Origin of the sequence: Methylorubrum podarium (assembly GCF_022179745.1) — a bacterium.
Taxonomy (GTDB): domain Bacteria; phylum Pseudomonadota; class Alphaproteobacteria; order Rhizobiales; family Beijerinckiaceae; genus Methylobacterium; species Methylobacterium podarium.
The window spans coordinates 1-23,762 of sequence record NZ_BPRD01000272.1; the positions used below are offsets into that span (position 1 = coordinate 1).

At 73.2% G+C, this 23,762-nt stretch carries 19 protein-coding genes and 1 pseudogene; 7 read left to right on the forward strand and 13 right to left on the reverse strand.

The genetic code is table 11. The features are described 5' to 3' along the window. On the reverse strand, positions 1-788 hold a 788-nt coding region (locus tag MFF42_RS14035; RefSeq protein ID WP_238256287.1), incomplete at its 3' end, for a chorismate mutase. Between the two features lie 307 nt (positions 789-1,095). On the opposite strand from MFF42_RS14035, the gene metX reads away from it, so the two are divergent. Genes metX through MFF42_RS14050 form a run of 3 tightly spaced genes read left to right on the forward strand, consistent with a single transcriptional unit; the run spans position 1,096 to position 3,549 of the window. Continuing rightward, on the forward strand, positions 1,096-2,313 hold the full coding sequence (gene metX, locus MFF42_RS14040) for a homoserine O-acetyltransferase MetX (protein ID WP_238256288.1): 1,218 nt from the start codon (positions 1,096-1,098) through the stop codon (positions 2,311-2,313). A 16-nt stretch (positions 2,314-2,329) separates the two neighbouring features. Then, on the forward strand, positions 2,330-3,016 hold the full coding sequence (gene metW, locus MFF42_RS14045; RefSeq protein WP_238256289.1) for a methionine biosynthesis protein MetW: 687 nt from the start codon (positions 2,330-2,332) through the stop codon (positions 3,014-3,016). Further along, positions 3,013-3,549: a P-loop NTPase family protein gene (locus MFF42_RS14050; RefSeq protein ID WP_238256290.1), complete on the forward strand. Its 537-nt coding sequence runs from the start codon at positions 3,013-3,015 to the stop codon at positions 3,547-3,549. Before metW ends, MFF42_RS14050 begins: the two co-directional genes overlap by 4 nt. Here the strand turns inward: MFF42_RS14050 and MFF42_RS14055 are convergent. Beyond that, entirely contained in the window at positions 3,537-4,796 is a 1,260-nt protein-coding gene (locus MFF42_RS14055; protein ID WP_373875182.1) for an MFS transporter, read from the reverse strand. The genes MFF42_RS14050 and MFF42_RS14055 overlap by 13 nt on opposite strands. A 95-nt stretch (positions 4,797-4,891) precedes the next feature. On the opposite strand from MFF42_RS14055, the gene MFF42_RS14060 reads away from it, so the two are divergent. Together MFF42_RS14060 and MFF42_RS14065 are read left to right on the forward strand one after the other, a co-directional pair. Further along, positions 4,892-5,782, forward strand: a complete 891-nt coding sequence (locus MFF42_RS14060; RefSeq protein ID WP_238256291.1) for a LysR family transcriptional regulator — start codon at positions 4,892-4,894, stop codon at positions 5,780-5,782. 74 nt (positions 5,783-5,856) lie between these two features. Beyond that, positions 5,857-6,066, forward strand: a pseudogene (locus MFF42_RS14065) (hypothetical protein); the annotation flags it as partial. Here the strand turns inward: MFF42_RS14065 and MFF42_RS14070 are convergent. From MFF42_RS14070 to MFF42_RS14080, 3 genes are all read right to left on the reverse strand, one after another. Beyond that, positions 6,036-6,365: a BrnA antitoxin family protein gene (locus MFF42_RS14070; RefSeq protein ID WP_238256292.1), complete on the reverse strand. Its 330-nt coding sequence runs from the start codon at positions 6,363-6,365 to the stop codon at positions 6,036-6,038. The pseudogene MFF42_RS14065 and the gene MFF42_RS14070 overlap by 31 nt on opposite strands. Then, positions 6,319-6,603 (reverse strand): BrnT family toxin, encoded by a 285-nt coding sequence (locus MFF42_RS14075; RefSeq protein WP_238256293.1) that lies wholly within the window; start codon positions 6,601-6,603, stop codon positions 6,319-6,321. Before MFF42_RS14075 ends, MFF42_RS14070 begins: the two co-directional genes overlap by 47 nt. A 78-nt stretch (positions 6,604-6,681) precedes the next feature. Then, positions 6,682-7,473, reverse strand: coding sequence for a lysophospholipid acyltransferase family protein (locus MFF42_RS14080; protein WP_238256294.1), 792 nt, complete (start codon positions 7,471-7,473; stop codon positions 6,682-6,684). 440 nt (positions 7,474-7,913) lie between these two features. Between MFF42_RS14080 and MFF42_RS14085 the strand changes: the two genes are divergently transcribed. Further along, positions 7,914-8,807, forward strand: coding sequence for a phosphotransferase family protein (locus MFF42_RS14085; RefSeq protein ID WP_238256295.1), 894 nt, complete (start codon positions 7,914-7,916; stop codon positions 8,805-8,807). A gap of 14 nt (positions 8,808-8,821) precedes the next feature. On the opposite strand, the gene ggt is transcribed toward MFF42_RS14085, so the two are convergent. The 3 genes from ggt to MFF42_RS14100 form a co-directional block, all read right to left on the reverse strand. Continuing rightward, positions 8,822-10,612, reverse strand: a complete 1,791-nt coding sequence (gene ggt / locus MFF42_RS14090; RefSeq protein WP_238256296.1) for a gamma-glutamyltransferase — start codon at positions 10,610-10,612, stop codon at positions 8,822-8,824. Positions 10,613-10,674: 62 nt separating this feature from the next. Continuing rightward, positions 10,675-10,956: a hypothetical protein gene (locus MFF42_RS14095; RefSeq protein ID WP_238256297.1), complete on the reverse strand. Its 282-nt coding sequence runs from the start codon at positions 10,954-10,956 to the stop codon at positions 10,675-10,677. 142 nt (positions 10,957-11,098) lie between these two features. Next, the gene (locus tag MFF42_RS14100; RefSeq protein WP_238256298.1) at positions 11,099-11,290 is read right to left on the reverse strand and encodes a hypothetical protein; all 192 of its coding nucleotides are present in this window, start codon (positions 11,288-11,290) and stop codon (positions 11,099-11,101) included. A gap of 161 nt (positions 11,291-11,451) precedes the next feature. Between MFF42_RS14100 and MFF42_RS14105 the strand changes: the two genes are divergently transcribed. Then, complete coding sequence (locus tag MFF42_RS14105; protein ID WP_238256299.1) at positions 11,452-11,913, forward strand: hypothetical protein; 462 nt, start codon at positions 11,452-11,454, stop codon at positions 11,911-11,913. Here the strand turns inward: MFF42_RS14105 and MFF42_RS14110 are convergent. The 5 genes from MFF42_RS14110 to MFF42_RS14130 all read right to left on the reverse strand — a co-directional run. After that, positions 11,901-12,461 carry an OmpW/AlkL family protein gene (locus MFF42_RS14110; RefSeq protein ID WP_238256300.1) on the reverse strand — a complete coding sequence of 187 codons (561 nt, stop codon included), beginning with the start codon at positions 12,459-12,461 and terminating at the stop codon, positions 11,901-11,903. The two genes, MFF42_RS14105 and MFF42_RS14110, sit on opposite strands and share 13 nt — an antisense overlap. Positions 12,462-12,667: 206 nt before the next feature. Beyond that, on the reverse strand, positions 12,668-13,933 hold the full coding sequence (locus tag MFF42_RS14115) for a GGDEF domain-containing protein (RefSeq protein WP_238256301.1): 1,266 nt from the start codon (positions 13,931-13,933) through the stop codon (positions 12,668-12,670). A 396-nt stretch (positions 13,934-14,329) separates the two neighbouring features. Beyond that, positions 14,330-15,316: a DUF808 domain-containing protein gene (locus tag MFF42_RS14120; protein ID WP_238256302.1), complete on the reverse strand. Its 987-nt coding sequence runs from the start codon at positions 15,314-15,316 to the stop codon at positions 14,330-14,332. Positions 15,317-15,416: 100 nt separating this feature from the next. Further along, complete coding sequence (locus tag MFF42_RS14125; RefSeq protein ID WP_238256303.1) at positions 15,417-17,681, reverse strand: CHASE2 domain-containing protein; 2,265 nt, start codon at positions 17,679-17,681, stop codon at positions 15,417-15,419. A gap of 38 nt (positions 17,682-17,719) precedes the next feature. Further along, positions 17,720-23,762 (reverse strand): beta strand repeat-containing protein (locus tag MFF42_RS14130; protein ID WP_238256304.1); only part of this gene is annotated, 6,043 nt, incomplete at its 5' end.

The following is a 23,762-nucleotide window of genomic DNA, read 5'->3' on the forward strand; positions in this document are numbered from 1 at the left end:
TCCTCGGCGCCGACGCCGCCCGGCACGGCGAGCAGCAGGCTCACCGCCTCCACCGTCTCGCTGCGCGCGACCACCTCGCCGTAGAGGTCGTTCAGCGCCCGCTCCGTCTCCGGCGCGAAGCGGGGCGCGCGCACGGCGTGGAGCACCCAGTCGCGCTGCGCCGCCGCCGGGTCGTCGAGGGGGTTGGCGACGACGAAGACCGGCGTGCCCGCCGGGTGGGACGGGCGCTCGATGAAGGGCAGTCGGGCGATCACCTTCGGCCGTCCCTCGCCGACGAGGCTCTCCCACCAGGGCCGGGCCGTGCCGCCGATTTTGGCTTCCTTGCCGGCCTCCTTGCCGAGCCGGAAGATGCCGAGGTCGCCGCGCGAGCCCGCCACCGCCTCGATCACCGCGGCGCAGTTCGGATGCGGCCGGTAGGGCACGGTGAAGCCGAAATGGAAGCGGGCGGAATCGCGCATCCCGGCATCGCCCGCCGAGATGTCGGCATGCACGGCGAAGGGCGCCTGCACCCAGGTGAAGGTGGCGATGATGACCCGCCAGATCCCCTCCACCGTGTCGAGGGGCAAGAGGCCGCGGTGGCGCTCGGCGAGGCGGCGCATCATCGCCGCCTCGCGGCCGGGCCGGAAGGCGGAGCCCGAGCCCTGCTGGCGCTTGACCGCGATCAGCCGGTCGATGATCGCGCCGCGCTGGATCAGCAGGGCGTGCATCTCGGCGTCGATCCGGTCGATCTCGGCGCGCAGCTCGGCGAGGTTGTCGAGGGACGGGGCGGGTCGCGTGGTGAAGCGCATGCCAAAGGTCCGCGGAGGGATCCGGACGGGAGCCGAACCCGTGTTTACGGTCGGCGGCGACGGAGGACCAGGGCGACGGCATGTGCGCCGCGGCACCGCCGCCCTCTCCGCCCTCCGCGTCGTCCCCTCGCCGCGTTGACGCTCGGAGACGCGCACATTACCTCCTGTTGTCAGCCGGCCAAGACAGGCTCCAAACGACAGGCTCTTAACGACACGCGCGCGGGCGCATCGGTCCGTCCGCTCGACCGGCGGGCCAGTCTGCCGGGCCGCTCGGGACCGGTTCCAGGGCCGGCACCCGGGACATGCCATGGATTCCACCCTCACCCAGAACGCCGAGCGCGACGCCGAGACCGTCCAGCGGGAGGGTGCGCGCCGGGCGGTCTACGAGGCCTCGCCGGCCTCGGACCCGCGCAGTCCCGTGATGCTGTTTTCCGCCGACGAGCCGCTCGCCATGGATTCCGGCGCGCGCCTCGGGCCGTTCCAGATCGCCTACCAGACCGCCGGCACCCTCAACGCCCAGCGCTCGAACGCGGTGCTGATCTGCCACGCGCTCACCGGCGACCAGCACTTCGCCCATCGCCACCCCGTGACGGGCAAGCCCGGCTGGTGGGAGACGCTGGTGGGGCCGGGCAAGCCGGTCGACACGAACCGCTACTTCGTCGTCTGCTCGAACGTGATCGGCTCCTGCATGGGCTCGACCGGGCCCGCCTCGCTCAACCCCGAGACCGGGCGCCCCTACGGACTCGACTTCCCCCTGGTGACGATCCGCGACATGGTCCGCGCCCAGGCGATGCTGCTCGACCGGCTCGGCATCCCCGATCTCTTCCTCTGCATCGGCGGCTCGATGGGCGGGATGCAGGTGCTGCAATGGGCCTCGCTCTTCCCCGAGCGGGTGTTCTCCGCGATGCCGATCGCCACGGGCGCGCGCCACTCGGCCCAGAACATCGCCTTCCACGAGGTCGGCCGGCAGGCGATCATGGCCGACCCCGCCTGGGCCGACGGGCGCTATCTCGAAGAGGGCACGCGGCCGGCCAAGGGCCTCGGCGTCGCGCGGATGGGCGCGCACATCACCTACCTCTCCGAGCCGGCGCTGCACCGCAAGTTCGGCCGCCGCCTGCAGAACCGGGCGGCGCCGACCTTCTCCTTCAACGCCGACTTCCAGATCGAGAGCTACCTGCGCCACCAGGGCCTCAGCTTCGTCGAGCGGTTCGACGCCAACGCCTACCTCTATCTCACGCGGGCGATGGACTATTTCGACCTCGCCGAGGACCATGGCGGCGTGCTCGGCCACGCGTTTCGCGGCTCCAAAACCCGCTTCTGCGTGATGTCCTTCACCTCGGACTGGCTGTTCCCGACCGCCGATTCCCGCGCCATCGTCCACGCGCTGAACGCGGTGGCGGCGCCCGTCGCCTTCGTCGAGGTCGAGAGCGACAAGGGCCACGACGCCTTCCTGCTCGACGAGCCGGCGATGTTCTCCGCGGCCCAAGGCTTCATCGACGCGGCGGCGCGGGCGAGAGGCCTTTGAGAGGGGGGCTCCGATCATGAGCGAGAGCTTCACCGACGCCGCCTCCGGCGTGCCGTGGGAGGCCGCCGAGGCGCTGCCGCGCGGCGAGGGCGCGGCGCGCATCGACCACATCGTCGTGCTCGGCCTCGTGCCGCCGGGCGCGCGCGTCCTCGACATCGGCTGCGGCGACGGCTCGCTCTTGGCGCTCCTGCGCGACCGGCGCGGCGTCGACGGCCGCGGCATCGAGTTGTCGCGCGAGGGCGTCAACGCCTGCCTCGCCCGCGGCCTGCCGGTGATCCAGGGCGACGCCGACACCGATCTCGCCAACTATCCCGACGACGCCTTCGACGTGGTGGTGCTGTCCCAGACCATCCAGGCGACCCGCAACCCGCGCATCGTGCTGGAGCACCTGCTGCGGATCGGGCGGCAGGTGATCATCTCGTTCCCGAATTTCGGCCATTGGCGGGTGCGGGCCGAACTCGCCTTCCGCGGCCGGATGCCGGTCACCGAGATCATGCCGGAGACCTGGTACGAGACCCCCAACATCCACCATTGCACGATCCGCGACTTCGTCGGCCTGTGCCGCGACGTCGGCGCCCGCATCGAGAAGGCCACCGCCCTCGACGCGCGGGGGCGCCCGATGCGCTTCTCGATGCCGTGGTGGTTCTGGAACCTGATCGGCGCGCAGGGGGTGTTTTTGTTGCGGCGCGGCGGGCGGGGGTGAACCCTCCGTCGGCCTTGCCGCGGCGGATCGTGATCCTCGGGCCGCCGGGCAGCGGAAAATCGACGCTCGCCCGCGATCTCGGCGCCCGGCACGGCCTGCCGGTGTTCCACCTCGACCGCGCCTACTGGCGCCCCGGCTGGGTCGCGGCCGATCCGGACAGTTTCCGGGCCGAGGTCGAGCGGATCGCCGCCCTGCCCGCCTGGGTCATCGACGGCAACTACACCGACACGATCGCCCCCCGGTTCGCGCGCGCCGACACGGTGATCTATCTCGACATGCCGGCCTGGCGCTGCACGGCGCGGGTGCTGCGGCGGACCCTGTCGAACCGGGGCAGGGTCCGTCCGGAAGGACCGGAGGGCTGCCCGGAGCAGCTCGCCGTCGAATTCCTGCGCTACGCGGCGACCTGGAACCGCCTCCGCCGCGCCCGCACCCTCGCCCTGGTCGAGCGCTTTGCCGGGTCGCGGATCGTTCTGCGCGGGCGAAGGGCGGTTGCCGCCTTCGCCCGAACCGGGGCGGACGGTCAGGCCGCGTGAGGCCGGAGACCCGTCCGCAGGAACCCCGTGGCCAGGGCCAGCAGGCCGAAGCCGGCGGCGGCGGCGCAGACGAGAGGCCAGCCGCCCGCCGCCCAGGCGAGGCCCGCGACGGCCGAGCCGCAGGCGCCGCCGAGGAAGAAGATGCCGACGAACAGCGCGTTGAGCCGCCCCCGCGCCTCGGCGGCGAGCAGGTTGACGGCGCGGCGTCCCAGCGTCTGGTCCACGAACACGCCGATATCGAGCAGCACCGCACCGAGGCCGAGAAGCAGCAGGCCCGGTCCGTAGGCCAGCGTTCCGGCCAAGGCGGCGAGGCCGAGGCCGAGGAGGATGGCGAGGTGGGCGGCGACGAGGAGCGGCCGGTCGAGGCCGCGGTCGCCGGCCCGGCCGGCGAGCGGCGTGACGACGGCGCCGCTGGCGCCGACGAGGGCGAACAGCGCGATCTGGCGCTGATCGAAGCCGAACGGCTCCTGCGCGAGCCGCAGGGCGACCGCGGTCCAGAAGGCGGAGAAGGCCGCCATGCCGAGGGCGGCGGTCAGCGCCCGCCGGCGCAGGGTCGGCTCGGTGCGCACCAGGGTGACCAGGGAGGCGACGAGGGCGCGGTAGCCGAGATGCACCTGCGGCCGGCGCACCGGCAGGCGGTAGAGCATCAGCGGCGCGAGCCCCGCCATGGCGGCCCCGGCGATCAGGTAGAAGGCGCGCCAGCCGAGCGCGTCGGCCACGAGGCTCGCCAGCGGGCGCGAGAGCAGGATGCCGACCATCAGGCCGGCCATCACGTCGCCGACGACGCGGCCCCGCTCCGCCTCCCGCGCCATGGCGGCGGCGATCGGCACCAGCACTTGGATCAACGAGCAGGCGGCGCCGAGCAGGAACAGCAGCGCCAGGAACGGCAGGGCCGCGGTGGTGACGGCGGCGGCGAAGGCACTCGCGACCGCGGCGGCGAGCAGGGCCAGGACGAGGCCGCGGTTCTCGATCAGGTCGGAGAGCGGCACGAGGAAGAACAGGCCGGCGGCGTAGCCGAGTAGGGGCGCGGTGCCGACGAGGCCCGCCCATCGCGGCGGCAGGCCGAGATCGGGGGCGATCACTCCGACGAGAGTCTGCGGCGCGGTGACGTTGATGACGATCACGCCGACCGCGAACGCGATCAGCCACATCGTGGCCCTCGGCACGCCCTGGCCGAGGGCGATTGGTGCCGGCCCCGCCTTCCGCCGCGCAGCGGCCCACTCCGCCGCCTCGATCCGCCGTGTCATCCGAACCCTCCCTCGGGAATCCCGTGGAGGGGATGTGCGGCAGGCGATAATATGATACAAATCAATATTATTTTAAAAAATCATGCGAGATCGGCATGAACACGCACGACATCGAGGCGTTCCTCGCCGTGGTCGAGACCGGCTCGATCATGGCGGCCGCGACCCGGCTCAATCTGACCCAGCCGGGCGTGACCCGCCGGGTGCAGAATCTGGAAGAGCATCTCGGCGTCGCCCTGTTCGAGCGGCCGGGTAAACCGTTGCGTCCGACGCTCGCCGGCCGCGAGGCCTACGAGCACGGGCGCCGGGTGGTCCAGGCGATCGACGACCTGCGCAGCGGCGCGGCGCCGGGCGGCGCGGTCCGCGGCGAGATGCGGCTGGGCGTGACCCCGGACCTGTCCGAGCCGCTCCTCGCCGCACCGGTCGACAGCCTGCGGGCGGCCTTTCCCGAACTGATGCTGCGCCTGACCATGTCCTGGTCGGCGCCGCTTCTGGAGCAGCTGCAGCGCAACCAGATCGATGCCGCCGCCCTCAGCCTGCCGGACGGTGCGGAGCCGCCGGACGGTCTCGCCGCCGAGGCGATCGACCGGCAGGCGGTGCTCGTGGTGGCCGCGCACGGGGCCGATCTGCCCGAGCGCGTGCTTTTGCGCGACCTCGCGCGCCATCCCTGGATCCTCAGCCAGGACAGTTGCGGCTACCGCGTCACCCTGCGCCGCCGGTTCGAGGCCGAGAACCTGCCCTTCACCGTCGGGATCGAAGCGCCGACCGCGGACCTGCGGCTGTCGCTCGCGGCCCGCGGCCTCGGGCTCGCCCTGGTCACCCCGGGGCGGCTCGACCGCAGCCCCTGGCGCGACCGCCTGCGGATCGTCGCGGTTTCGGATTTCGCGCCGGTGATCCGCTCCTGGCTGCTCCATCGCCCGGCCACGGGCCGCCTGCACCGTCCGCTGGCGGCCCTGCGCACGGCCCTGCGCGAGGCTGTCGCCGGCTAGGTCTCACAGCGTCCCGGACGTGTCCGTCGCCGGCGCCGGGCCGTCCATGGCCACGGCGACGGAGGGGCCGTCCGTGCCGCGACGGCGGCGCCCGCCGCGAGAAGGCCACCGCCCTCGATGCGCGGGGGCGTCCGATGCGGTTCTCGATGCCGTGGTGGTTCTGGAACCGGATCGGCGCGCAGGGCGTGTTCCTGCTGCGGCGCGGAGCCGGGCGGGGTGAGTGTCGTGTCGCTCGGCGTCCTGTGACGAACGCTCAGCCCGTCTTCTCCTTCGCCTTCACGTAGCTCTTGAGCACGGCATTGATTCGAGATTGATAGCCCTTCCCGGTGCTCCGGAAATGCCGGAGCACGTCGGGGTCGAGCCGCAGGGTGATCTGCTCCTTGGTCTCGGTCTCGACGGGCCGTGCCGTGTTCCAGAACTCCGCCGGAAGCACACCCGCATCCCGGTCAGCGGCGGCGCGGCGCTCGATCTCGTCGTCGGTCAGCGCCTTGAAGGCGCCGCTCAGCGGCGCGGCCGGCGGCATGTCGTCGAGGCTGTCAAACCGGACGAGCTTGCCGCGCGTTCGCGTAGGCTTTTCGGTCATGTCGGCTCGCCTTCCATGCTGAGATGATGCGAACGTCCCCGTCACGCAGGGTATAGACCACCCGCAGCACCTCGTCGTCGTACTCCCCGAGGGCGATGAAGCGGCGTTCGCCGTAGTCGCGCCGGGTGTCTTCGCGGGTCAGCCGGAAGCCCCGAAAAATCTCGGCCGCTTGCCGGAATCCGATCAGATGCTTGGCTTGGTTCGCCGCATCCTTCTCGGTATCCCACTGGAAGCCCATGCCTCCAGCGTAGCTACAAAACGCAACTGCGGAAAGAACGTTTCCTCTGGCTGCGCGCGTCTTTGAAGCCGGCCGGTCTCACAGCGTCCCGGACGTGTCCGTCGCCGGCGCCGCGCCGCCCATGGCCACGGCGACGGGGTGGCCGTGGCGGGCGAGGTCGGCGCGGCCCTCGGCCAGCAGCGCGTCGGAGGCGGTCTCGATGCGGGTCTGAACCTCGTTGAGGAATTCGGTGCGGGACAGGCCCGGCGGGATCACCGGCAGGAACTCGATCACCGTCGTGCCCGGCATCCGGCGAAAGCCGCGGCGGCGCCAGTAGAGGCCGGTGTTCAGCGCCACCGGCAGGCAGGGCACGTTCAGCGCGGCGTAGAGGTGGGAGGCGCCCTGCTTGTAGGCGGGCGGGGCGCCGGCCGGGCGGCGGGTGCCCTCGGGGAAGATGATGAGCTGGCGCCCGTCGCGGATCGCCTCGGCCGCCGCCGCGTTCAGCGCGGCCATGGTCTTGGCGCCCTTGGAGCGGTCGATCGGCACCATGCCGCCCCGGCCGAGATACCAGCCGATCACGGGGATCCACATCAGCTCGCGCTTGAGCACGTAGGCGAAGTCCTCGAACGGCACGGTGAGCGCCAGGGTCTCCAGGGCCGACTGGTGCTTGGCCGCCACCAGCAGCGGACCCTTCGGGATGTTCTCCAGGCCGCGGAACTCCACTCGCGTCCCGCCGACGACCCGCAGCAGGGTCATCACCGTGCGGCCCCAGAACTGCGCCACCCGGATCACGCCCCTGCGCGCGGCGAGCGCCGGCATGCCGAAGACCGCGATCAGGGTCGTCGCGACGTAGAACGAGAGGTTGAAGGCGAGCGAGCGGAAGAGGAGCATCGTTAGTCCGCGTGAGAATGCCGCTCCTTTATCGCGGGTGCCCGCGCTTGCCCACCGCCGCAGCACGGAAACCCGCCGCCTCCCCGCGGCACCCGACGTGAGATGCCGCACCGACCGCCGCGCGCGTCCCCGGCACGCTGCCGCGGCGGCAAGGGGTTTCGCCCGAAGCCGGTTCGAGACCGGCGAAGACGACCGGCGGAGCGCGGCGGGTTTCTGCGCGCGGTGATCCAAGCATACTCTCTGCCGTTCTAGGATTTAATTCTGATAATCCGCCCGGTTTATGCTGGATGCTCGCAATCTATACGCTGCTTTGTCTCGAAACATTGCGTAACAAATGACGTTTACGCTCGCTGAGCGGATCGGTATCTATTGGGCAAGGGGACGCAGAGGGTGTTCGCGAGCGAACGCACCCTCCTTGGAGCACGCGCGGAGCGGCATCCATGGTCTGCGCCCTGTCCCTTCACGTCCCCTGCCCGCCCCGCACGGGGCCGGACCGCATCGGGGCCGGCCGTTCCTCGGAGGTGTTCGCCGAGGGGCCGGACCGGGTGGTGAAGCTCTACCGGCAGCCGTTCGAGCCGGAGGCGGTGGCGAACGAGTTGGCGGCGAGCCGCCTCGCGCACGGATTCGGCCTGCCGGTGCCGGAGGCATTCGGCCTCGTCGGCCGGGCCGGGCGCACCGGCATCCTGTTCGTGCGCCTCGACGGTCCGCCGATGACCGCGCGCTACGCCTGCAATCCGTTGGGGCTGCTCCTGGCGCTGCGGCGCGTGGCGCGGATCCAGCACGCGATCCACGCCTGTCCCGCCCCCGGCCTGCCCTCGCTGCACGCCCTGCTCCGACGGCAGATCGCGGGCGCGCGGGTGCCGGAGCCGCTGCGGCAGGCGGCGCTCGCCGCCCTCGACCGCCTGCCGGCGGGCGACCGCCTCTGCCACGGCGACGTGCATCCCGGCAACGTGATCGCGACCCGCGCGGGGCTGCAGCTGATCGATTGGCAGAAGGCCGCCGCCGGTGATCCGGCCGCGGACGTCGCCCGCTCCGAACTGGTGCTGCGCTACGGCCGGTTCGGTCCCGCCTGGTTCAGCCGACTCGGCCCCGTGCGGCTGGCGCGCCGGCTGATCGCGGCGTGGTACGTGGCGAGCTACCGCGCGGCGAGCGGCCTGCCGCGGGAGGCGATCGCGGCGTGGCGCCTGCCGGTGGCGGTCTCACGCCTGTTCGGCCACCCCTCCGACACCGACGCCGAATTGCTCGCGGCGATCGAGAGGCTGGCGCGCAAAAGTCCGGATTTCGAAAAGGCGAGCCTTTTCGCGGGTCCAGGGCGGAGCCCTGGTCTCGGATAGCCGAAGCGCCGTCTTCAAGGCCCTTCCGCCAGCGTCCCCCGCTGGCGCGGATCGGACGCGCCGGCGAGCAGCCCGTCCTCGGCCATGACCGAATTGGCCGAGCCCGAGGTCGCGCCGACCTTCACGGTGTGGCCCTTGGACCGCAGCAGGGCGAGGGTGTCGGGCGAGACCCCCTCCTCGACCATCAGCACGTCGGGCTGCCACTGGTGGTGGATGCGCGGCGCCGCGACGGCCTGGGCGAGGTTCATGCGGAAATCGAGCACGTTCACGATGACCTGCAGCACCGTCGTGATGATGCGGCTGCCGCCGGGGCTGCCGGTGACGAGGAACAGCCTTCCGTCCCGGAACACGAAGGTGGGCGTCATCGAGGAGAGCGGGCGCGCCCCCGGCGCCACGGCGTTGGCCTCGCCGCCGACGAGGCCGTAGGCGTTGCGCGCGCCGGTCTTGGCGGCGAAATCGTCCATCTCGTTGTTGAGCAGCACCCCCGTCCCCTCGGCGACGAGCCCGATCCCGTAGGAGAAGTTCAGCGTGTAGGTGTTGGAGACCGCGTTCCCCTCCGCATCCACCACCGAGAAATGCGTGGTCTGGTCGGATTCGTGCGGAAGCGGGTTGCCCGCGCTCACCTCGGCCGCGGACTTCGCCCGGTCAGGATCGATTTTCCCGCGCAGGGTCGCGGCGTAGGATTTGGCGGTGAGCCCGGCGACTGGCACCTTGGTCCGGGCCGGATCGCCGAGCCAGGTGGCGCGGTCGGCGTAGGCCGGCTTCATCGCCTCGGCGAGGATGTGCAGCGCCCCCGCGCTGCCCGCGCCCATGCCGGCGAGGTCGTAGCCCTCGAGGATGTTGAGGATCTCGATCAGATGCACCCCGCCGGAGCTCGGCGGCGGCATCGAGACGATCTCGTAGCCGCGATAGAGACCGCGCACGGGCGTGCGGATCTCCGGGCGGTAGGCGGCGAGGTCGGCCGCCGTCATGATCCCGCCCGCGCCCTGCACCGCCGCCGCGATCTTTTGCGCGATCGGCCCCTCGTAGAAGGCGTCCGGCCCCCGCTCGGCAACCGTTTTCAGGGTGTCGGCGAGGTCGGTCTGGCGCAGAATCGCGCCGCGCGGGAGCACGTGGTCGCCGTCAAAGAACACCGCCCGGCTCGACGGCCATTGCCCGAGGAGCCCCGAGGCCCGCGGCAGGGAATCGGCCAGCCCCGATTCGACCGGGATGCCGTCGCGGGCGAGCTTTTCCGCCGGGGCGATCAGCTCGGCCAGGGTGAGCTTGCCCGAACCGTAGCGCCGGTGGGCCTCGGCGAGGCCCCGCACCGTCCCGGGCACGCCCACCGCCTTGCCCGTCCGGGTGGAGGCGGCGCGGTCCGGCTCCCCTTGCGGGTTCAGGAACATGTCGGCGGTGGCGGCAGCCGGGGCGGTCTCGCGGTAATCGATCGCACAATTCTCGTTGGCCCCAGCCCGGTGCACCATCATGAAGCCGCCGCCGCCGAGATTGCCCGCCCGCGGCAGGGTGACGGCGAGCGCGAAGCCGACCGCCACCGCCGCATCCACGGCGTTGCCGCCCTTCCGCAGGATCTCGACGCCGACGCGGGTGGCGCGCGCATCCTGCGACGAGACCATGCCGCGGCTGGCGAGCACCGGCAGCAGGCGCGCCTCGTCCGACTGGATCGGCGGCGGCTCGGGCGCGGGCGGCACCGCCTGCGCGCGGGCCGGGGCCGCGAGGGATGCGGCCAAGGGCACGGCCAAGGATGCGGCCAGGGACGCGACGACGAGGAGCGCGCGGGCGGAGCGAACGGGCGAGGTCGGGCTCATGCCCCGAACTTATCGCAAATGCGCGGCGCGGCCATGCTGTGCCGGCGGCGCGCCGTCCGGATCTATTGGCCGCTCAGAGACGGGCCGCCCGCGGTGCCGCCGGTGCCGGGCGGTCCGCTCGTCGGCGTGCCGCCGATCACGGCGCCCGGCGTGCCGCCGATGACCGCCGGCTCGTTCGGGGTGCCGGCCGGGGGAACGGCCGTGCTCGGGCCGGGCACCGGCCGCGGTCCGGTGGCCGAGGCTTTCGGGCTCGGCGGCGAGGGCCGCCCTTCCTCGGCGCCTTGGGCCGCGGCGATCGTCGGGATGCTCAGCGCCAGAGCCAGGGCGATCGTGGTGAGCCGCATGGGGTGTCCTGTCCGCGGGGCGTTGCGTCTCCCAACCCGGCGGCTCCCGGAAAGTTCGCGCGAACCGCGCCCGACGGCGCCCCCGATTCGACCGGCGACCGGATCGAGGGTGCCGTCGGACGCGGTCCGGTCGGCCGCGGTTCTAGGCGGCGTCCCCCGCGTCGTCCCCATCGAGGATCGATTCCAGGTCGCCCGTGAGCGCGTCGAGCTGCTCCGAGGTCGCGCGGATCTTGAACTTGGTTCCGTCCTCGGCCTCGACCGCGATCTCGATATGGTCGTCGACCTGCGCGGCGAGCGCCTGTTTGAGGGTGTAGGTGGTCACGTCCTGGGCCATGCGGTCTCCCGGTGCGGCGATGATCGTTGGGAGGTGGGAAGCACCGTGAGGCGGACTCGTTCCTTCGAACGGCTTTTTGATCGGCTCTTCTTGATCGGCTCTTCGGCTCGGTCGGCGCGGCGTTAAGCCGGCCTTGATGGCTTCCGGAGCATCTCGCCGCCATGAACGCGCCGAAGCTCCTCATTGCTCCGTTCCTGGCTCCGTTCCTGGCTCCGTTCGTGGCCTTGTCCGTGATCGGCGCCGGCCCGGCGGCGGCCGGGACGCGCGATCTCGAGACCCTGGAAGAGACGTGGCACGGCTGCGTGCGGGAGGCCTATGCCCGGCAGCCGCCGGGCCAGAGCCGGGCCGGCGCCCAGCGCAACGTCCTCGACGAGTGCCGGGAGCACGAGGACCGGCTGGTGGCCGCCACGATGCGCGAACAGGACCGCGCGGACGAGGCCGCGCGGAGGGCCGGCCTCCCCTTGTCGATCCGGGCAGGGGCCGGGACTTGGGCCTGGGCGGCCTCCGTCGCGGCCTACGTCGTCGATCCCGTGACCTCCTGGCTGCAGGGCTGGCGGCCGCCGGCGCCCGAGGGCGAATCCCGCCGGACCGGCCTGAGACCGGCCGCCGCTCAGAAGCGGTAGCCGATGCCCGCGCCGATGATCAGCATGTCGAGCCGCACGGTCGCGCTGCCGGGGCCGATGCGGGAGACCTGCGGCGGCAGGAAGATCTTCTTGATCTCCATGTTGGCGTACCACTCGCCGACGAGGTGGTAGTCGAAGCCGGCCTGGAGCATTGGCCCCAGTTGCGGGTCGGCCTTCATCGCGGTGACGAGCGGCTTCGCCGGCTCGTAGGCGAGCGGGTGCGTGTAGCCGGCGCCCGCACCGAGATACGGGTTGAAGGCGGCGCGGGGGAAGAGGTGGACCTGGAGCGCGCCGGTCATGGCGAGGCTCCAGGTCGTGCCGATCGGCAGGTCGCCGATGAGCGAGCCGCGGATCGAGGTCCGGGTCGAGACGATTCCGACCTGGCCCGCGACCGCGACGTGATCGGACAGGAAATACGTCACGTCGAGATCCGGCAGGGGGCGCGCCGGGGTGACGACGCGTCCGCCGATCGGCTCGACCCGCGAGAACTGGCCGACCGGGATGGCGCCGACGACCCGGCCGCGGACGAGGAGGCTCCCGGCGGTCAACGCACCGGTCGCGGCACCGGTCGCCGTACCGGTCAACGCATCCCCGGTCGCCGTGTCCGACGCCCGACAGGGGGTGGAGGCCGCGAACAGGCAGAGCGCGGCCGCGACAGCGACGCGCCGGCGCGGCGCGCGCCCGGAGCAGGGGGGAGACGGGACGAGACGGTCGAACATGGCGCCTGCGTTTCGAGAGGGCGTGAGAGATCGTGTCAGGCCATCCCGGATCGCGGCGGCCCGACGATCGGGATGGCGTCCATGGCGCCGCGAAGCCCGGACGGCGGCTCCGCTCGGGCGGCGCCGATCTCCGGCTCGGGCGGGGCGGCCGGCAGGTCCAGGCACACACGGTTGCGGCCCTCCCTCTTGGCGGCGTAGAGGGCGGCGTCCGCGCGGGACAGGGCGGGCTCGATCCGCTCCTCGCCGATGGCCACGATCGAGACCCCGATGCTGGCGGTCACGGTCACGGCCGCGCCGTTCACCGCGAAGGGCGCACCGGCCGCCGTCCTGCGCAGCCGCTCGGCGACCGCGGCGGCGGCGGTGGCGTCGGCGTCGGCCTGGTCGAGGACGACCAGGAACTCCTCGCCGCCCCAGCGGGCGATGATGTCGTCCTTGCGCATCACGCCGCGCAGGCGCTCGGCGAAGCCGATCAGAACCGCGTCGCCGCCATCGTGGCCGTAGGTGTCGTTGATCGCCTTGAAGTGGTCGATGTCGGCCAGCAGGATCGCGCGGCGCGGCGGGGACGGTGCGCGGCCGGCCCAGCGGCTCATCGCCGCGAACAGCCCGCGCCGGTTCGCCAGCCCGGTGAGCGGATCGGTTTCGGCCAGGCGGCTGAGCTTCAGATGCGCGCGCTCGCTCACCATGGCCAGGTAGCCGACCTGGATGAAGACGCCGCACCACAGGTCGAACAGCAGCGAGAAGATGCCGCTCTCGGGCGAGGCGAGGCGCTCGCTCGCGACATGGACCACGCCGATCGACAGGACGAAGACGCCGAAATACCCGCCGAAGCCCGAGAGGACGATGTACTGCGTCCACAGGCGCGTCGCGGCGGGGGTTCTCAGGATCTCCCGGATGCACAGGGCCGTGCTCAGGGCGATGCCGCCGAACACCGTGGTGAGGCACCACGACATCGACACCCCGCCCTGCAGCAGGATGCCGTAGGGCAGGCCGGAGGCCAGGGCGAGCACGAGCGTCTGCGGAACGAGGGCCGCCCGCTCGTAGAAGAGGCGCAGGCCCGCCCAGGACGTGGCGAGGCTCGCGCCGTACAGGACGTAGACGATGCTGCCCTTGACGGCGGTCAGCGGGACGCTCGGCGGATCGCCCAGCATCATCAGCGAGGCCACCAGCGAGCAGCACAGCGCGCCGGCCCAGACCCCGAAATAGATCTCGCGCGGATGCCGAAGCAGGGTGACGAAGAACACCAGGACGAAGGCCAGACGGCTGCTGATGCTGGCGACCTGCAGCGTGTTGAAGTCGAGCATCACCGTTCAGGTCCTCCCCGGGACAGGGGCGCCTGCGGGTCCTCGACCGGCGGCTGCGCGGCCGGATCAGGGCTGGTCGAGATCGCGGCCCGGTCGGTGCGCGGTCGGCCCTCCGCGGGAGACGGGCCGGGCGATGGGACGGCCGGCGCGCTTCTCATGGGAGAAGCTTCGTGACGGGTGCTGTACGCATCGTGTTCCGGCCGCCCCGCGCCTGTCCCGAGCCATGGCTGCCGGACACTCAAGCCATCAAAGGATAATCGGCGGCACCTAAGGAAAAGTTATCGTATGTTGGTCGGATCTCCGCGGTTCCGGTGGTCGTCCGGGAAGACTCGGCGGGCGCGGGAGCGTTTCCGCGCGGAGCGGGGCGGAGTGGATCGGCCCCGCCGTCGGCGTCCGTCAGGCCTCCTTCCCGCGCATCGGCAGAAGCCGCATCACCGCCCTCCAGGCCGGTGCCAGAACCTTGCCGGCGAGCGGGATCAGCGCGAAGCCCGCGATCAGCCCGATCACGCCCGAGCCCGCCGCGGTGACGAGCCACTCCACCGCGCCGCCGATCGCCGGCACGGCCCGGCCCGCCGCGACCGCCGCCTCGTGGATCAGGTGCTCGGGGCCGGCGAAGCCGTAGCCCGCGAGGCTGTGGACGATGATGCCGCCGCCGACCCACACCATGGCCGCCGTGCCGAGGACGGCGAGCGCCTTGAGGAAGACGGGCATGCCGCGCACCAGCCCGCGGCCGATCGCGGCCAGCACGCCGCTGCCGCGGCGGGCCAGCGCGAGGCCGATGTCGTCGGCCTTCACGATCAGGGCGACGGTCCCGTAGACCGCGACCGTGATGCCGAGGGCGACGACGGCCATCACGACCGCCCGCGACCAGACCGTGCCGTCGCCCAAGCCCGCCAGGGTGATGGCCATGATCTCGGCCGAGAGGATGAAATCGGTCTTGATCGCGCCGGAGACCCGCTGGTTCTCCAGCACCTGCGCGTTCGCCGCGCCCGCCTTCGCCTCCGCCTCGTGCGCGTGGGCCGCGTGCGGCACGATCATCTCGTAGACCTTCTCGGCCCCCTCGTAGGCGAGGTAGAGGCCGCCGAGCAGCAGGAGCGGCGTGATCGCCCAGGGCGCGAAGGCGCTGAGCAGCAGCGCGATCGGCAGCAGGAACACCAGCTTGTTGATCAGCGAGCCGCGGGCAATGCGCCAGACGATCGGCAATTCGCGGTCCGGCGAGAAGCCGACCACGTAGCGGGGCGTGACCGCGGCGTCGTCGATCACGACGCCGGCCGCCTTGGTCCCGGCCTTGGCGGCCTGGGCCGCCACGTCGTCCAGCGAGGCGGCCGCGACCTTCGTCAGGGCGACCACGTCATCCAAGAGGGCTAGCAGTCCGACGCTCACGATCGCCTCATCCGTTCCACGCTTCGCGAGCATATGGCGCAGCGTGGCCTTTGGGCGAGGACGCGTCGTCCGAGGCCGCGGCCCAGCGGCGTGCCGCCGGCTACTTCGCGGTGGCGATGGTGATGCCGTCCCAATCCGCGGGCGGCGGCTCCCGGCCGAAGGTCTCGGCGCGCTCGGCGTAGAGCGCGTAGAGGGCGTCGATCCGCAACCCTTGCGCCAGGGCGCGGCATTCCTGCGCGATCGCGTGGGTCTCGTCCCACCGCCGGGCGCGGTAGGCGGCGATCATCGCCGCGTGCCGGGCCGAGAGCTTCGCGAACGGCTCGGAGGTCCGAAAGACCTCGTCGCCGACGAGGGTGAAGAGGGTCTCGGGCTCGCTCTTGCCCTTCACCCGGACGCGATCGATCTCGAGCACCGGGTAGCGGTCGGCGATGGCCGCCGCCGTCGCCGCGCCGAGGACGACCTTCACCCCGTAGAACTTCGATTGCCCCTCGAGACGGGAGGCGACGTTCACGGGGTCGCCCAGCACCGAGTAGTCGAAGCGCAGGTCGGAGCCCATGTTGCCGACGACGCAGGGCCCGGTGTTGATGCCGATGCCGATATCCAGCGGCAGGACCGGATGCCCCCCCGCTTCCGCCTCGCGCCGCCGCGCGGCGTTGAGGGCGTCCATCCGCGCCAGCATGTCGAGGGCGGCCGCGGCGGCTTCGGCCTCGTGGTCCTCGACGGGCAGCGGCGCGTTCCAGAACGCCATGATCGCGTCGCCCATGTACTTGTCGATCGTCCCCTGCCGGTCGAGGATGGCGTGGGTGAGCGGGGTGAGGAAGCGATTCATCAGGGCCGTCAGCCCGGCCGGATCGGTCTTGTAGAACTCCGCGATGGCGGTGAAGCCGCGCACGTCCGAGAACATGATCGTCAGGCGCCGCTCCTCGCCGCCGAGCCGGAGCGGCTCGGGCGAGAGGGCGAGCTGCTCCACGAGGTCCGGCGACAGGTAGCGCCCGAAGGCGGTGCGGATCCGTTTGCGGCCGGCCTGCTCGCGAAAGTAGTTGGTGAAGACGAGGGTGAGGTAGACGAGGAAGGTCGTCAGCAGGGGGTAGGTGGCATCGAACAGGATGCCCTGCGCCGAGAACCGGTACCACGACACGAAGGCGAGCTGCGCCGCGACGAGGCCGCCGAACAGGAGCAGGCCGAGCGCGCCGAGGATCGGGGCGAACAGGATGATGGCGAGCGACACCGCCGCCGTCGCGCCGACCTCGATCAGGGTCGCCTCGTTCGGCACGGTGAGGGTGGTGCCGGTCAGCAGGTTCTCGAGAAGCTGCGCGTGGATCTCGACGCCCGGCATCGAGCGGTCGAGCGGCGTGGTGCGGTTGTCGAGCAGGCCGACGGACGAGGTGCCGACGAGGACGATTCTTTCGCGAAAGCGGTCGGGTGGGACGGTGCCGTTCAGGACGTCCCTGGCCGAGACGTAGAGCCCCGGATCGTGCGGACTGAAGCGCACCCAGATCTGCCCGTGCGGGTCGGTCGGCACGGTGAGGTCGGGCAGGCGGATCGAGACGACGCCCGCCTCGTCGGTGCGGATCAGGAGGGTATCGGCCCCGGTCGCCACCCGCAGGATGTCGAGCGCCAGCGTCGGCACGACGGTCCCGCCCGCCCGCAGCACCATCGGCACCCGCCGCACCACGCCGTCCCGCTCGGGGCTGATGGTGAAGACGCCCCGCCCCGCGGCGGCCCGCTCCAGCACCGGCAGGTTGCGGATCAGGCCGGGGAAGCCGATGAGCGCCGATGCCGGGTCGAAATCCGGTCCCACCACGGCGGTGCCGGTCTGCGGCGGCGGCCCCTCCCCCGTCCAGGCGATGGGGGTGCTCGCGGCGGTCTGGCCCAGCACCACGGGCATGCGCCCGATCGCGTCGGCGAAGACCCCATCGCTGTCGGGCTGCGCCCGCAGGTCGGCGCGGGCCGCCTCGCTCAAGTCCGGCAGGGTCTCGGCGAGGAGCGGCGGCGACAGGCGGTCGGGCTCGGAGAAGACGATGTCGAAGGCGACGATCGCCGCCCCGGCCTCCTGGAGCTTGCCGGCCATCGCCGCGAGCCGCGTGCGCGCCCACGGCCACTGGCCGAATTCCTTCAGGCTCGCCTCGTCGATATCGACGATGGCCACCGGACGCTCGGCCGGCGGCACCCGCGGCGAGAGCACCTGCAGCGCGTCGAAGGTGCGCAGGCGCAGGGCCTCGACCGGCGGGGGATCGGTGATCCGCAGGAGCAGCAGCAGCACGAGCAGGCCGCCGGCCAGCAGGCGGCCCGGCCCGATGCGGCGGCCGAGGCGGCCGATCCCGCCGAGGGCGGCCCGGCCGGCGGACAGGACGCTCGTCCGCATCCGCGGCCCTTTCCGCCGGTCCTCGCGCGAAAGAGACGTCAGAACGCGTAGCGCACCGAGGCGCCGCCGTGGATGGTGTCGCCCACCGGCTGCGGCCCGAGCGTGCCGAGGATGAAGCCGTCGAGCGCCAGATCCTGCTGCAGGCGATAGCTGATCCGCGCCCCGTACTCCGCCCAGGTGAGATCCTTGATCGGGGTGGTGAAGGGCACGTCCGCCACCGTCCCGCGCAGGCCGCTCCTCAGGCCGAAGCCGTGGGCGACGCCGAGATTGAGCTGCGCCTCGATCGCGGTGCCGAACAGGTGCGTGTATTGCCCCCCGATCTTGGCGATGTTGATGATGTCGGTGCCGCCGCGGCTCGCCAGGGCGTAGGGGTTCGGGGCGAGCAGGCCCTCGGTGTAGGCGCCGGCAAACTGCCAGCCGCGGCTGTACTCAACGGCCGCCGCGACCTCGTCCTGCGGCGACAGCCGGGCGACAGCGCCGACCCGGCCGAAGACCGAGCCACTGATGCTCGAGACCCGCCCGGTGCCCTGGCCGGCCATGGTCCCGAAGGTGTAGCCCCGGCTGTAGGTCGTGTTCTGGCTCGGCGCGAACAGGCCGCCGACATCCACGAACGGCCGCGCCGAACCGAGGCCCGCCGGGTCGTAGCGCAGCAGGCCGGCGAAGATCGGCCCGCCGGAGACGCGGACCCGGCCGCTGTCGTAGCCGGTATAGGCGAAGCCGCCGATGGCGATCAGCTCCTCGGTCAGGGCTTTGCGGCCCTGGGCGCCGACGCTGTAGGAGCCGGCCATGCCGAAGCCGCTGAAGCAGTCGCCGCAGCTGATCTGCTGGTTGAAGCCGGTGAGCACGCTGCCGAGGATGCGCTGCGTCACGAAGGCGCCGAAGCGGTCCCGCGCCAGGCCTTGCGCCGAGGCGATCGCGCTCGTCAGGTCCCGCCCCGGCTCGGTCGGGCGGCCGGGCTCCGTCTCGCCGAACTGGATGTAGGCGCTGCCCGCATCGTAGCCGACGACCGGCTGCAGGCCGCGCACCGGCGCGGTGAAGGTCACGGAGGTGAACTGGCCGGTCAGCCCCGCGCTCGCCACCAGGATCGGCAGCCGCACCGGCGTAATGTAGGCCAGGGTCGAGGGCGTGATCTGCAGGATGCCCCCGGAGGCGATCGTGGCGGTCGAGGGCGTGACGAGCCGGCTCGCCGCCGTCAGCGACAGGGTCGTCGCCAGGGTGGAGCCCGACCCGAGCACCACCGGCCCCTCCGCGGTCAGCGTGCCGGTGGGGTTGGCGGCGTTGCCGGGCGCCACGAATCCGCCGGACTGGACCGTGAGCGCGCCGACCCGGCCGGTGCCGGTCAGGCCGGCACCGGGCCCGACCGTCAGGGCCGACGACCCGGTGAGCGCTCCGTCGACCTGGAGGATGCCGGCGGTGACCGCGGTGGCGCCGGCATAGGTGCCGGTGCCGGACACCACCAGCGTGCCGAGGCCGGCCTTCTCCAGGGCGCCCGCGCCGGAGATCGGGCCCGACAGGGCGACCGTTCCCGGGCCGGACTCGATCGTCGCGAGGCCGGGGCCGGCGAGGCGGATGGCGTTCTCCACCGTGTAGCCGCTGCCGAGGAAGGCGAGCCGCGTGCCGGTCTCGAGCGCGATGGCGCCGCCGCCGGCCGCGCCCGGCCCTCCGAGCGCCAGCGTGCCGCCCGCCACCGTGGTCCCGCCGCGGTAGGTGCTCGTTCCGGTCAGGGTCAGCGTTCCGGCCCCGACCTTCGCCAGGGACAGCGCGCCGCCGCCCGACCCGTCCTGCAGCACGGTCCCGGTGCTGCTGCCCGAGCCCAGCGTCAGCGTCGCCGCCGTGGCGGCCCCGTTCTGGATCACCCCGCCCTCTCCGGTCAGGGTGCCGATGCCGAGCCCGTTGCCCGCCAGGCTGACGCTCCCGGCATTGGTCAGGGCGGTGAGGTCGGCGAGCGCTCCGGAGAGCGTGAAGCTCGCCCCGGCCGCGTTCGTGACCGGCCCGGCGATCCGGCCCTGCGCCGTCACCGCGGCGCCATTCGTCAGCGCGCCGGTGACGAGGCTGTTTGGGCCAAGCGCGAGGCTGCCGCCGTTGGTGACCGGCCCGGCGAGGGTGCCGTCGTTGCTGGCCGAGCCGGCATTGGTCAGGCCGCCGCCCACCGTCCCGGCGTTGGCGAAGCTGCCCCCGGCCCGCGTCGTCACGGAGGAGGTCAGCGTGCCGCCTGCCGCGAGGGCCAGCGTGCCGGCCTCGACCGTCGTCGCGCCGGTATAGGTGCCGGCGCCCGCGAGCGTCAGCGTGCCGGACCCCAGCTTGCGCAGGCCGATCCCCGGCGCCCCTCCGGTCAGCCCGGTGGCGATGGTGGCGGAGACGCCCGCATCGACGGTGACGAAGCTCTGGCCCGCCGTGGTGAAGGGATCGCCGGTCAGGACGAGCGCGCCCGGCCCGGCGAGGCGGTAGCCGTCCACCGTGAATTGCAGGCCCTGCACGGCCTGCGTCCCGGTCACCGTCACCGTGCCGGCGCTGCCGCCGAACAGGCCGACGCCGGAGCGCCAGAGGTCGTTGATCTGCCCGCCGGGCAGGCGCGTCCAGTTGGTGCCGCCCGCGCTCCAGGTGCCGGCGCCGCCCTGGCCGCCCGCCGCCGCGCCGGTGGTGTCGGCGCCGTCCCAGAGCTGGACCGACTGGTTGCCGTTGGTGACGAGCACGTTCACCTGGGCCGGGATGTCGGTGTAGACGAGGGCGCTGGTGCCGGCCCCAGGCGTGGTGACGCCGTCGAAGGCGCCCGAGACCGTGCCGCCGTAGTTGAACAGCCGGTAGGCGCCCGAGACGGGCGCGGCCGCGGCGCCGGCCGCCGAGACGAGGCTGAGCGTGCCGCCGAGCCCGAGATTGCCGCCGACATTGATGAGGTCGTTGCTTGGCCCCCCGACGAGGCCGGGTGAGCCGAACTCGAACAGCGAGGTCGAGCCGGGATTGAGGGTGTAGCTGCCGGCGACCGTCAGCGTGCCCGGCGAGTTGCCGGCCGAGACGGTGCCGCCGTTGACGGCGACCGAGCCGGCGATCGTGCCGGACCCCTGCAGGGTGCCGCCGGCATTGACGGAGAGGCGCGCGGCGTTGCCGGCGGTGTCGCCGAAGGTGCCGTTGATCGCCAGCGTGCCGGCATTGACGGCGGCGGTGCCGGTGAATTGGGCGCCGGGCCCGTTGCGGCCGGTGAGCACCGTGACGCCCGCGCCCGACTGGTTCAGGGTGCCCGCACCGGAGATGACGCCGGCCAAGTCCAGCCGGTCGGAGCGGTTGAGGGTGAGCGTGCCGTTGGTCACGACGTTGCCGGTGATCGCGCCGGCCGTGCCGCCGTCGCCGAGCTGCAGGGTGGCGCCGGCATTCACCAGCGTGCCCCCGCCGTAGCTGTTGGCCCCGGTCAGGACCACGCGGCCGGCCCCGCCCACGGTGAGCCCGCCGGGTCCGCCGACCACGCCGGTCAGGGTGAGGCTCGTGCCCGCATCCGGCGCCAGCGCGCCGCCCGACGGACCGAGGTTCAGCGCGCGGCCGGTGGTGAAGTCGGCCCCCGTCGCCAGCGCGCCGCCGCCGAAGCTCAGGCCCCCCGTCGCCGCGCCGAGGTTGGCGTCGCTCGACACGCGGACGGTGCCGCCGTTGAGCGCCGTGCCGCCCGAATAGGTGTTGGCGCCCGAGAGCGTCAGCGTTCCGGCCCCGACCTTCGCCAGGGACAGCGCGCCGCCGCCCGACCCGTCCTGCAGCACGGTCCCGGTGCTGCTGCCCGAGCCCAGCGTCAGCGTCGCCGCCGCGGCGGCCCCGTTCTGGATCACCCCGCCCTCTCCGGTCAGGGTGCCGATGCCGAGCCCGTTGCCGGCCAGGCTGACGCTGCCGGCATTGCTCAGGGCGGTAAGGTCGGCGAGCGCTCCGGAGAGCGTGAAGCTCGCCCCGGCCGCGTTCGTGACCAGCCCGGCGATCCGCCCTTGCGCCGTCACCGCGGCGCCGTTCGTCAGCGCGCCGGTGACGAGGCTGCCGGGACCGAGGGCGAGGCTGCCGCCGGTGATGATCACCGCGCCGTCGAGCGTGCCGGTGTTGGTCACGGTGCCTGCGCTGCTCGTCAGCGCGCCGGCCGTGCCGCGGTTGACGAAGCGGCCACTGTTGGCGACCGGCCCGGCGAGGGTGCCGTCGTTGGTGGTGGAGCCGGCATTGGTCAGGCCGCCGCCTACCGTCCCGGCGTTGGCGAACGAGCCCCCGGCCTGCGTCGTCACGGAGGAGGCGAGCGATCCGGTGCCTGCGAGCGTCAGCGTGCCGCCGGCCACGATCGTCGTCCCGCCGAAGGTGTTCGCCCCCGCCAGCGTCTGGCTGCCGCCGGCGAGCGTCAGTCCGCCGGAGCCGGTGATGCCGCCGGAAAACGTGCCGGAGGCATCCGTCAGGGTCAGACGGTTGGCCCCGAGCACCACCGTGCCGGCCTGGCCCGCTTCGCTGTCGCCGAGGCTCCGGATGGCGGTGCCGCCGCCGGTGAGCCCGGCAAGGTCGAAGGTGGCGCCGCCGGCCAGGGCGACCCCGCTCGATGGGGCGATCGTGCCCGAGCCCGCGAGCGCCAGCGTCCCGGCCTCGATCCGCGTCGCGCCGGCATAGGTGTTGGCGCCGGTCAGGGTCAGGGTGCCGGTCCCGGTCTTCGTCAGCCCGCCCGCGCCGACGAGCGGCCCGCTTGCGACCAGAGCCACGCCCGGATCCGCCTCGATCGCGCCGCCGGACGCGCCCAGGGTGAGCGTCCGCGCCGTCGCGAGGCCGGCGGTGGCCCGGAGCGTCCCGCCGTCGAGCAGGACGCCGCCGGAGGGCGCGCCGAGATTGGCGTCCGCACCGATCGCCAGCGTCCCGCCCAGCACCTGCCACGCCGTCGCCGACGGCGTCGTCCCGGTGAGCGTCCAGGTGCCCGCATCGACCTTCTGGAACACGCCGAAATTCTGGTACTGCGCACCGATCGCCGCCGCGGAAAAGGTCCCGTCGGTGGCGCCGCCGAGGATGAGCCGGTCGGCGGCGCTGAAGGCGACGACCGCCCCGTCGATCTGCCCGGTCGCGGTCAGGGTGAGGCTGTTGAGACCGCCGGTGAAGCTGATGGCCCGGCCCGTCTCCGCCGCGGCGGGCCCGGTGGCGCCGGCGCCGACCGCGATGACGCCCGAATTGACGATGGCGAGGCCGGCCCCGACGACGGCCGTCCCGCCGAAGCCCCCGCTTCCCGCGGCGCCGCTCGCGCCGGAGGCTCCCGCGCCGCCGGTGATCGTCCCGGCATTGATCAGGGTGCCGCCGGTGGGGGCGAGCACGCCGATCCCGCCCGCGCCGCCGGCGGTCCCGCCCGCCCCGCCCGCGATGCGGCCGGTGGCAGCGTTGGTGAAGCGGGTCGCGCCCTCGATCAGGAGACCGGTGCCGCCGGTGCCGCCGATCCCGGCGACGCCGCTCGCGTCGGGTTCCACCGTGGGGATCTGCGCGCCGAAGGCCCCGCCCGTGCCGCCGGTGCCGCCGGCGATGAGCCCGGAATTGGTAAAGTCGGCACCGGTGACCTGCGCCCCGACGCCGCCCACGCCCCCCGCGCCGCCCGGACCGCCGGCCCCGCCCGGACCTCCCAGGCCGAAGCCCGGCAGGCCGCCGTCGCCGCCCTGCCCGCCCTCTCCGCCGCGCACGGTCCCGGCATTGCCGAGGGCGGTTCCGCCGACAATCCGCAGCCCGGTTCCGCCCGTCCCGCCGAGGCCGCCCGTGCCGCCGGTGGCCTCGGGCGGGGCGGCCGGCCCTTCGCCGCGGCCGCCGACCTCGCCGCCCGTGCCGCCGACGCCGCCCGCGCCGCCGGCCAGGGTGCCGGTGTTGCTGAAGCCGTCCGCGCCGATGAGCTGCACGCCCGTCCCGCCGCGGCCGCCGATGCCGCCCGTCCCACCGGTTCCGCCGGTGGCGACCGGCGCCCCCGAGGGTCCCGTGATCTCGACGAGGCCGGGCGCGCCGACGGCACCGACGCCACCGGTGCCGCCGGTGATGGTGCCGGCATTGCTCAGGCTCGCGCCGGCCGCTCCGAAGAACCCGGCGCCGCCCTCGCCGGCCGCGCCGAGCACGGTG

Excerpts from the sequence above, each read along its gene's own strand:
- MFF42_RS14115 (WP_238256301.1), bottom strand. The coding sequence starts at position 13,933 with ATGCTCGACTTCAACACGCTGCAGGTCGCCAGCATCAGCAGCCGTCTG.
- MFF42_RS14125 (WP_238256303.1), bottom strand. The coding sequence starts at position 17,681 with ATGCGGACGAGCGTCCTGTCCGCCGGCCGGGCCGCCCTCGGCGGGATC.
- MFF42_RS14060 (WP_238256291.1), top strand. The coding sequence starts at position 4,892 with ATGAACACGCACGACATCGAGGCGTTCCTCGCCGTGGTCGAGACCGGC.
- MFF42_RS14055 (WP_373875182.1), bottom strand. The coding sequence starts at position 4,796 with ATGACACGGCGGATCGAGGCGGCGGAGTGGGCCGCTGCGCGGCGGAAG.
- MFF42_RS14105 (WP_238256299.1), top strand. The coding sequence starts at position 11,452 with ATGAACGCGCCGAAGCTCCTCATTGCTCCGTTCCTGGCTCCGTTCCTG.
- metW (WP_238256289.1), top strand. The coding sequence starts at position 2,330 with ATGAGCGAGAGCTTCACCGACGCCGCCTCCGGCGTGCCGTGGGAGGCC.
- MFF42_RS14085 (WP_238256295.1), top strand. The coding sequence starts at position 7,914 with ATGGTCTGCGCCCTGTCCCTTCACGTCCCCTGCCCGCCCCGCACGGGG.
- MFF42_RS14075 (WP_238256293.1), bottom strand. The coding sequence starts at position 6,603 with ATGGGCTTCCAGTGGGATACCGAGAAGGATGCGGCGAACCAAGCCAAG.
- MFF42_RS14070 (WP_238256292.1), bottom strand. The coding sequence starts at position 6,365 with ATGACCGAAAAGCCTACGCGAACGCGCGGCAAGCTCGTCCGGTTTGAC.
- ggt (WP_238256296.1), bottom strand. The coding sequence starts at position 10,612 with ATGAGCCCGACCTCGCCCGTTCGCTCCGCCCGCGCGCTCCTCGTCGTC.
- metX (WP_238256288.1), top strand. The coding sequence starts at position 1,096 with ATGGATTCCACCCTCACCCAGAACGCCGAGCGCGACGCCGAGACCGTC.
- MFF42_RS14095 (WP_238256297.1), bottom strand. The coding sequence starts at position 10,956 with ATGCGGCTCACCACGATCGCCCTGGCTCTGGCGCTGAGCATCCCGACG.
- MFF42_RS14100 (WP_238256298.1), bottom strand. The coding sequence starts at position 11,290 with ATGGCCCAGGACGTGACCACCTACACCCTCAAACAGGCGCTCGCCGCG.
- MFF42_RS14080 (WP_238256294.1), bottom strand. The coding sequence starts at position 7,473 with ATGCTCCTCTTCCGCTCGCTCGCCTTCAACCTCTCGTTCTACGTCGCG.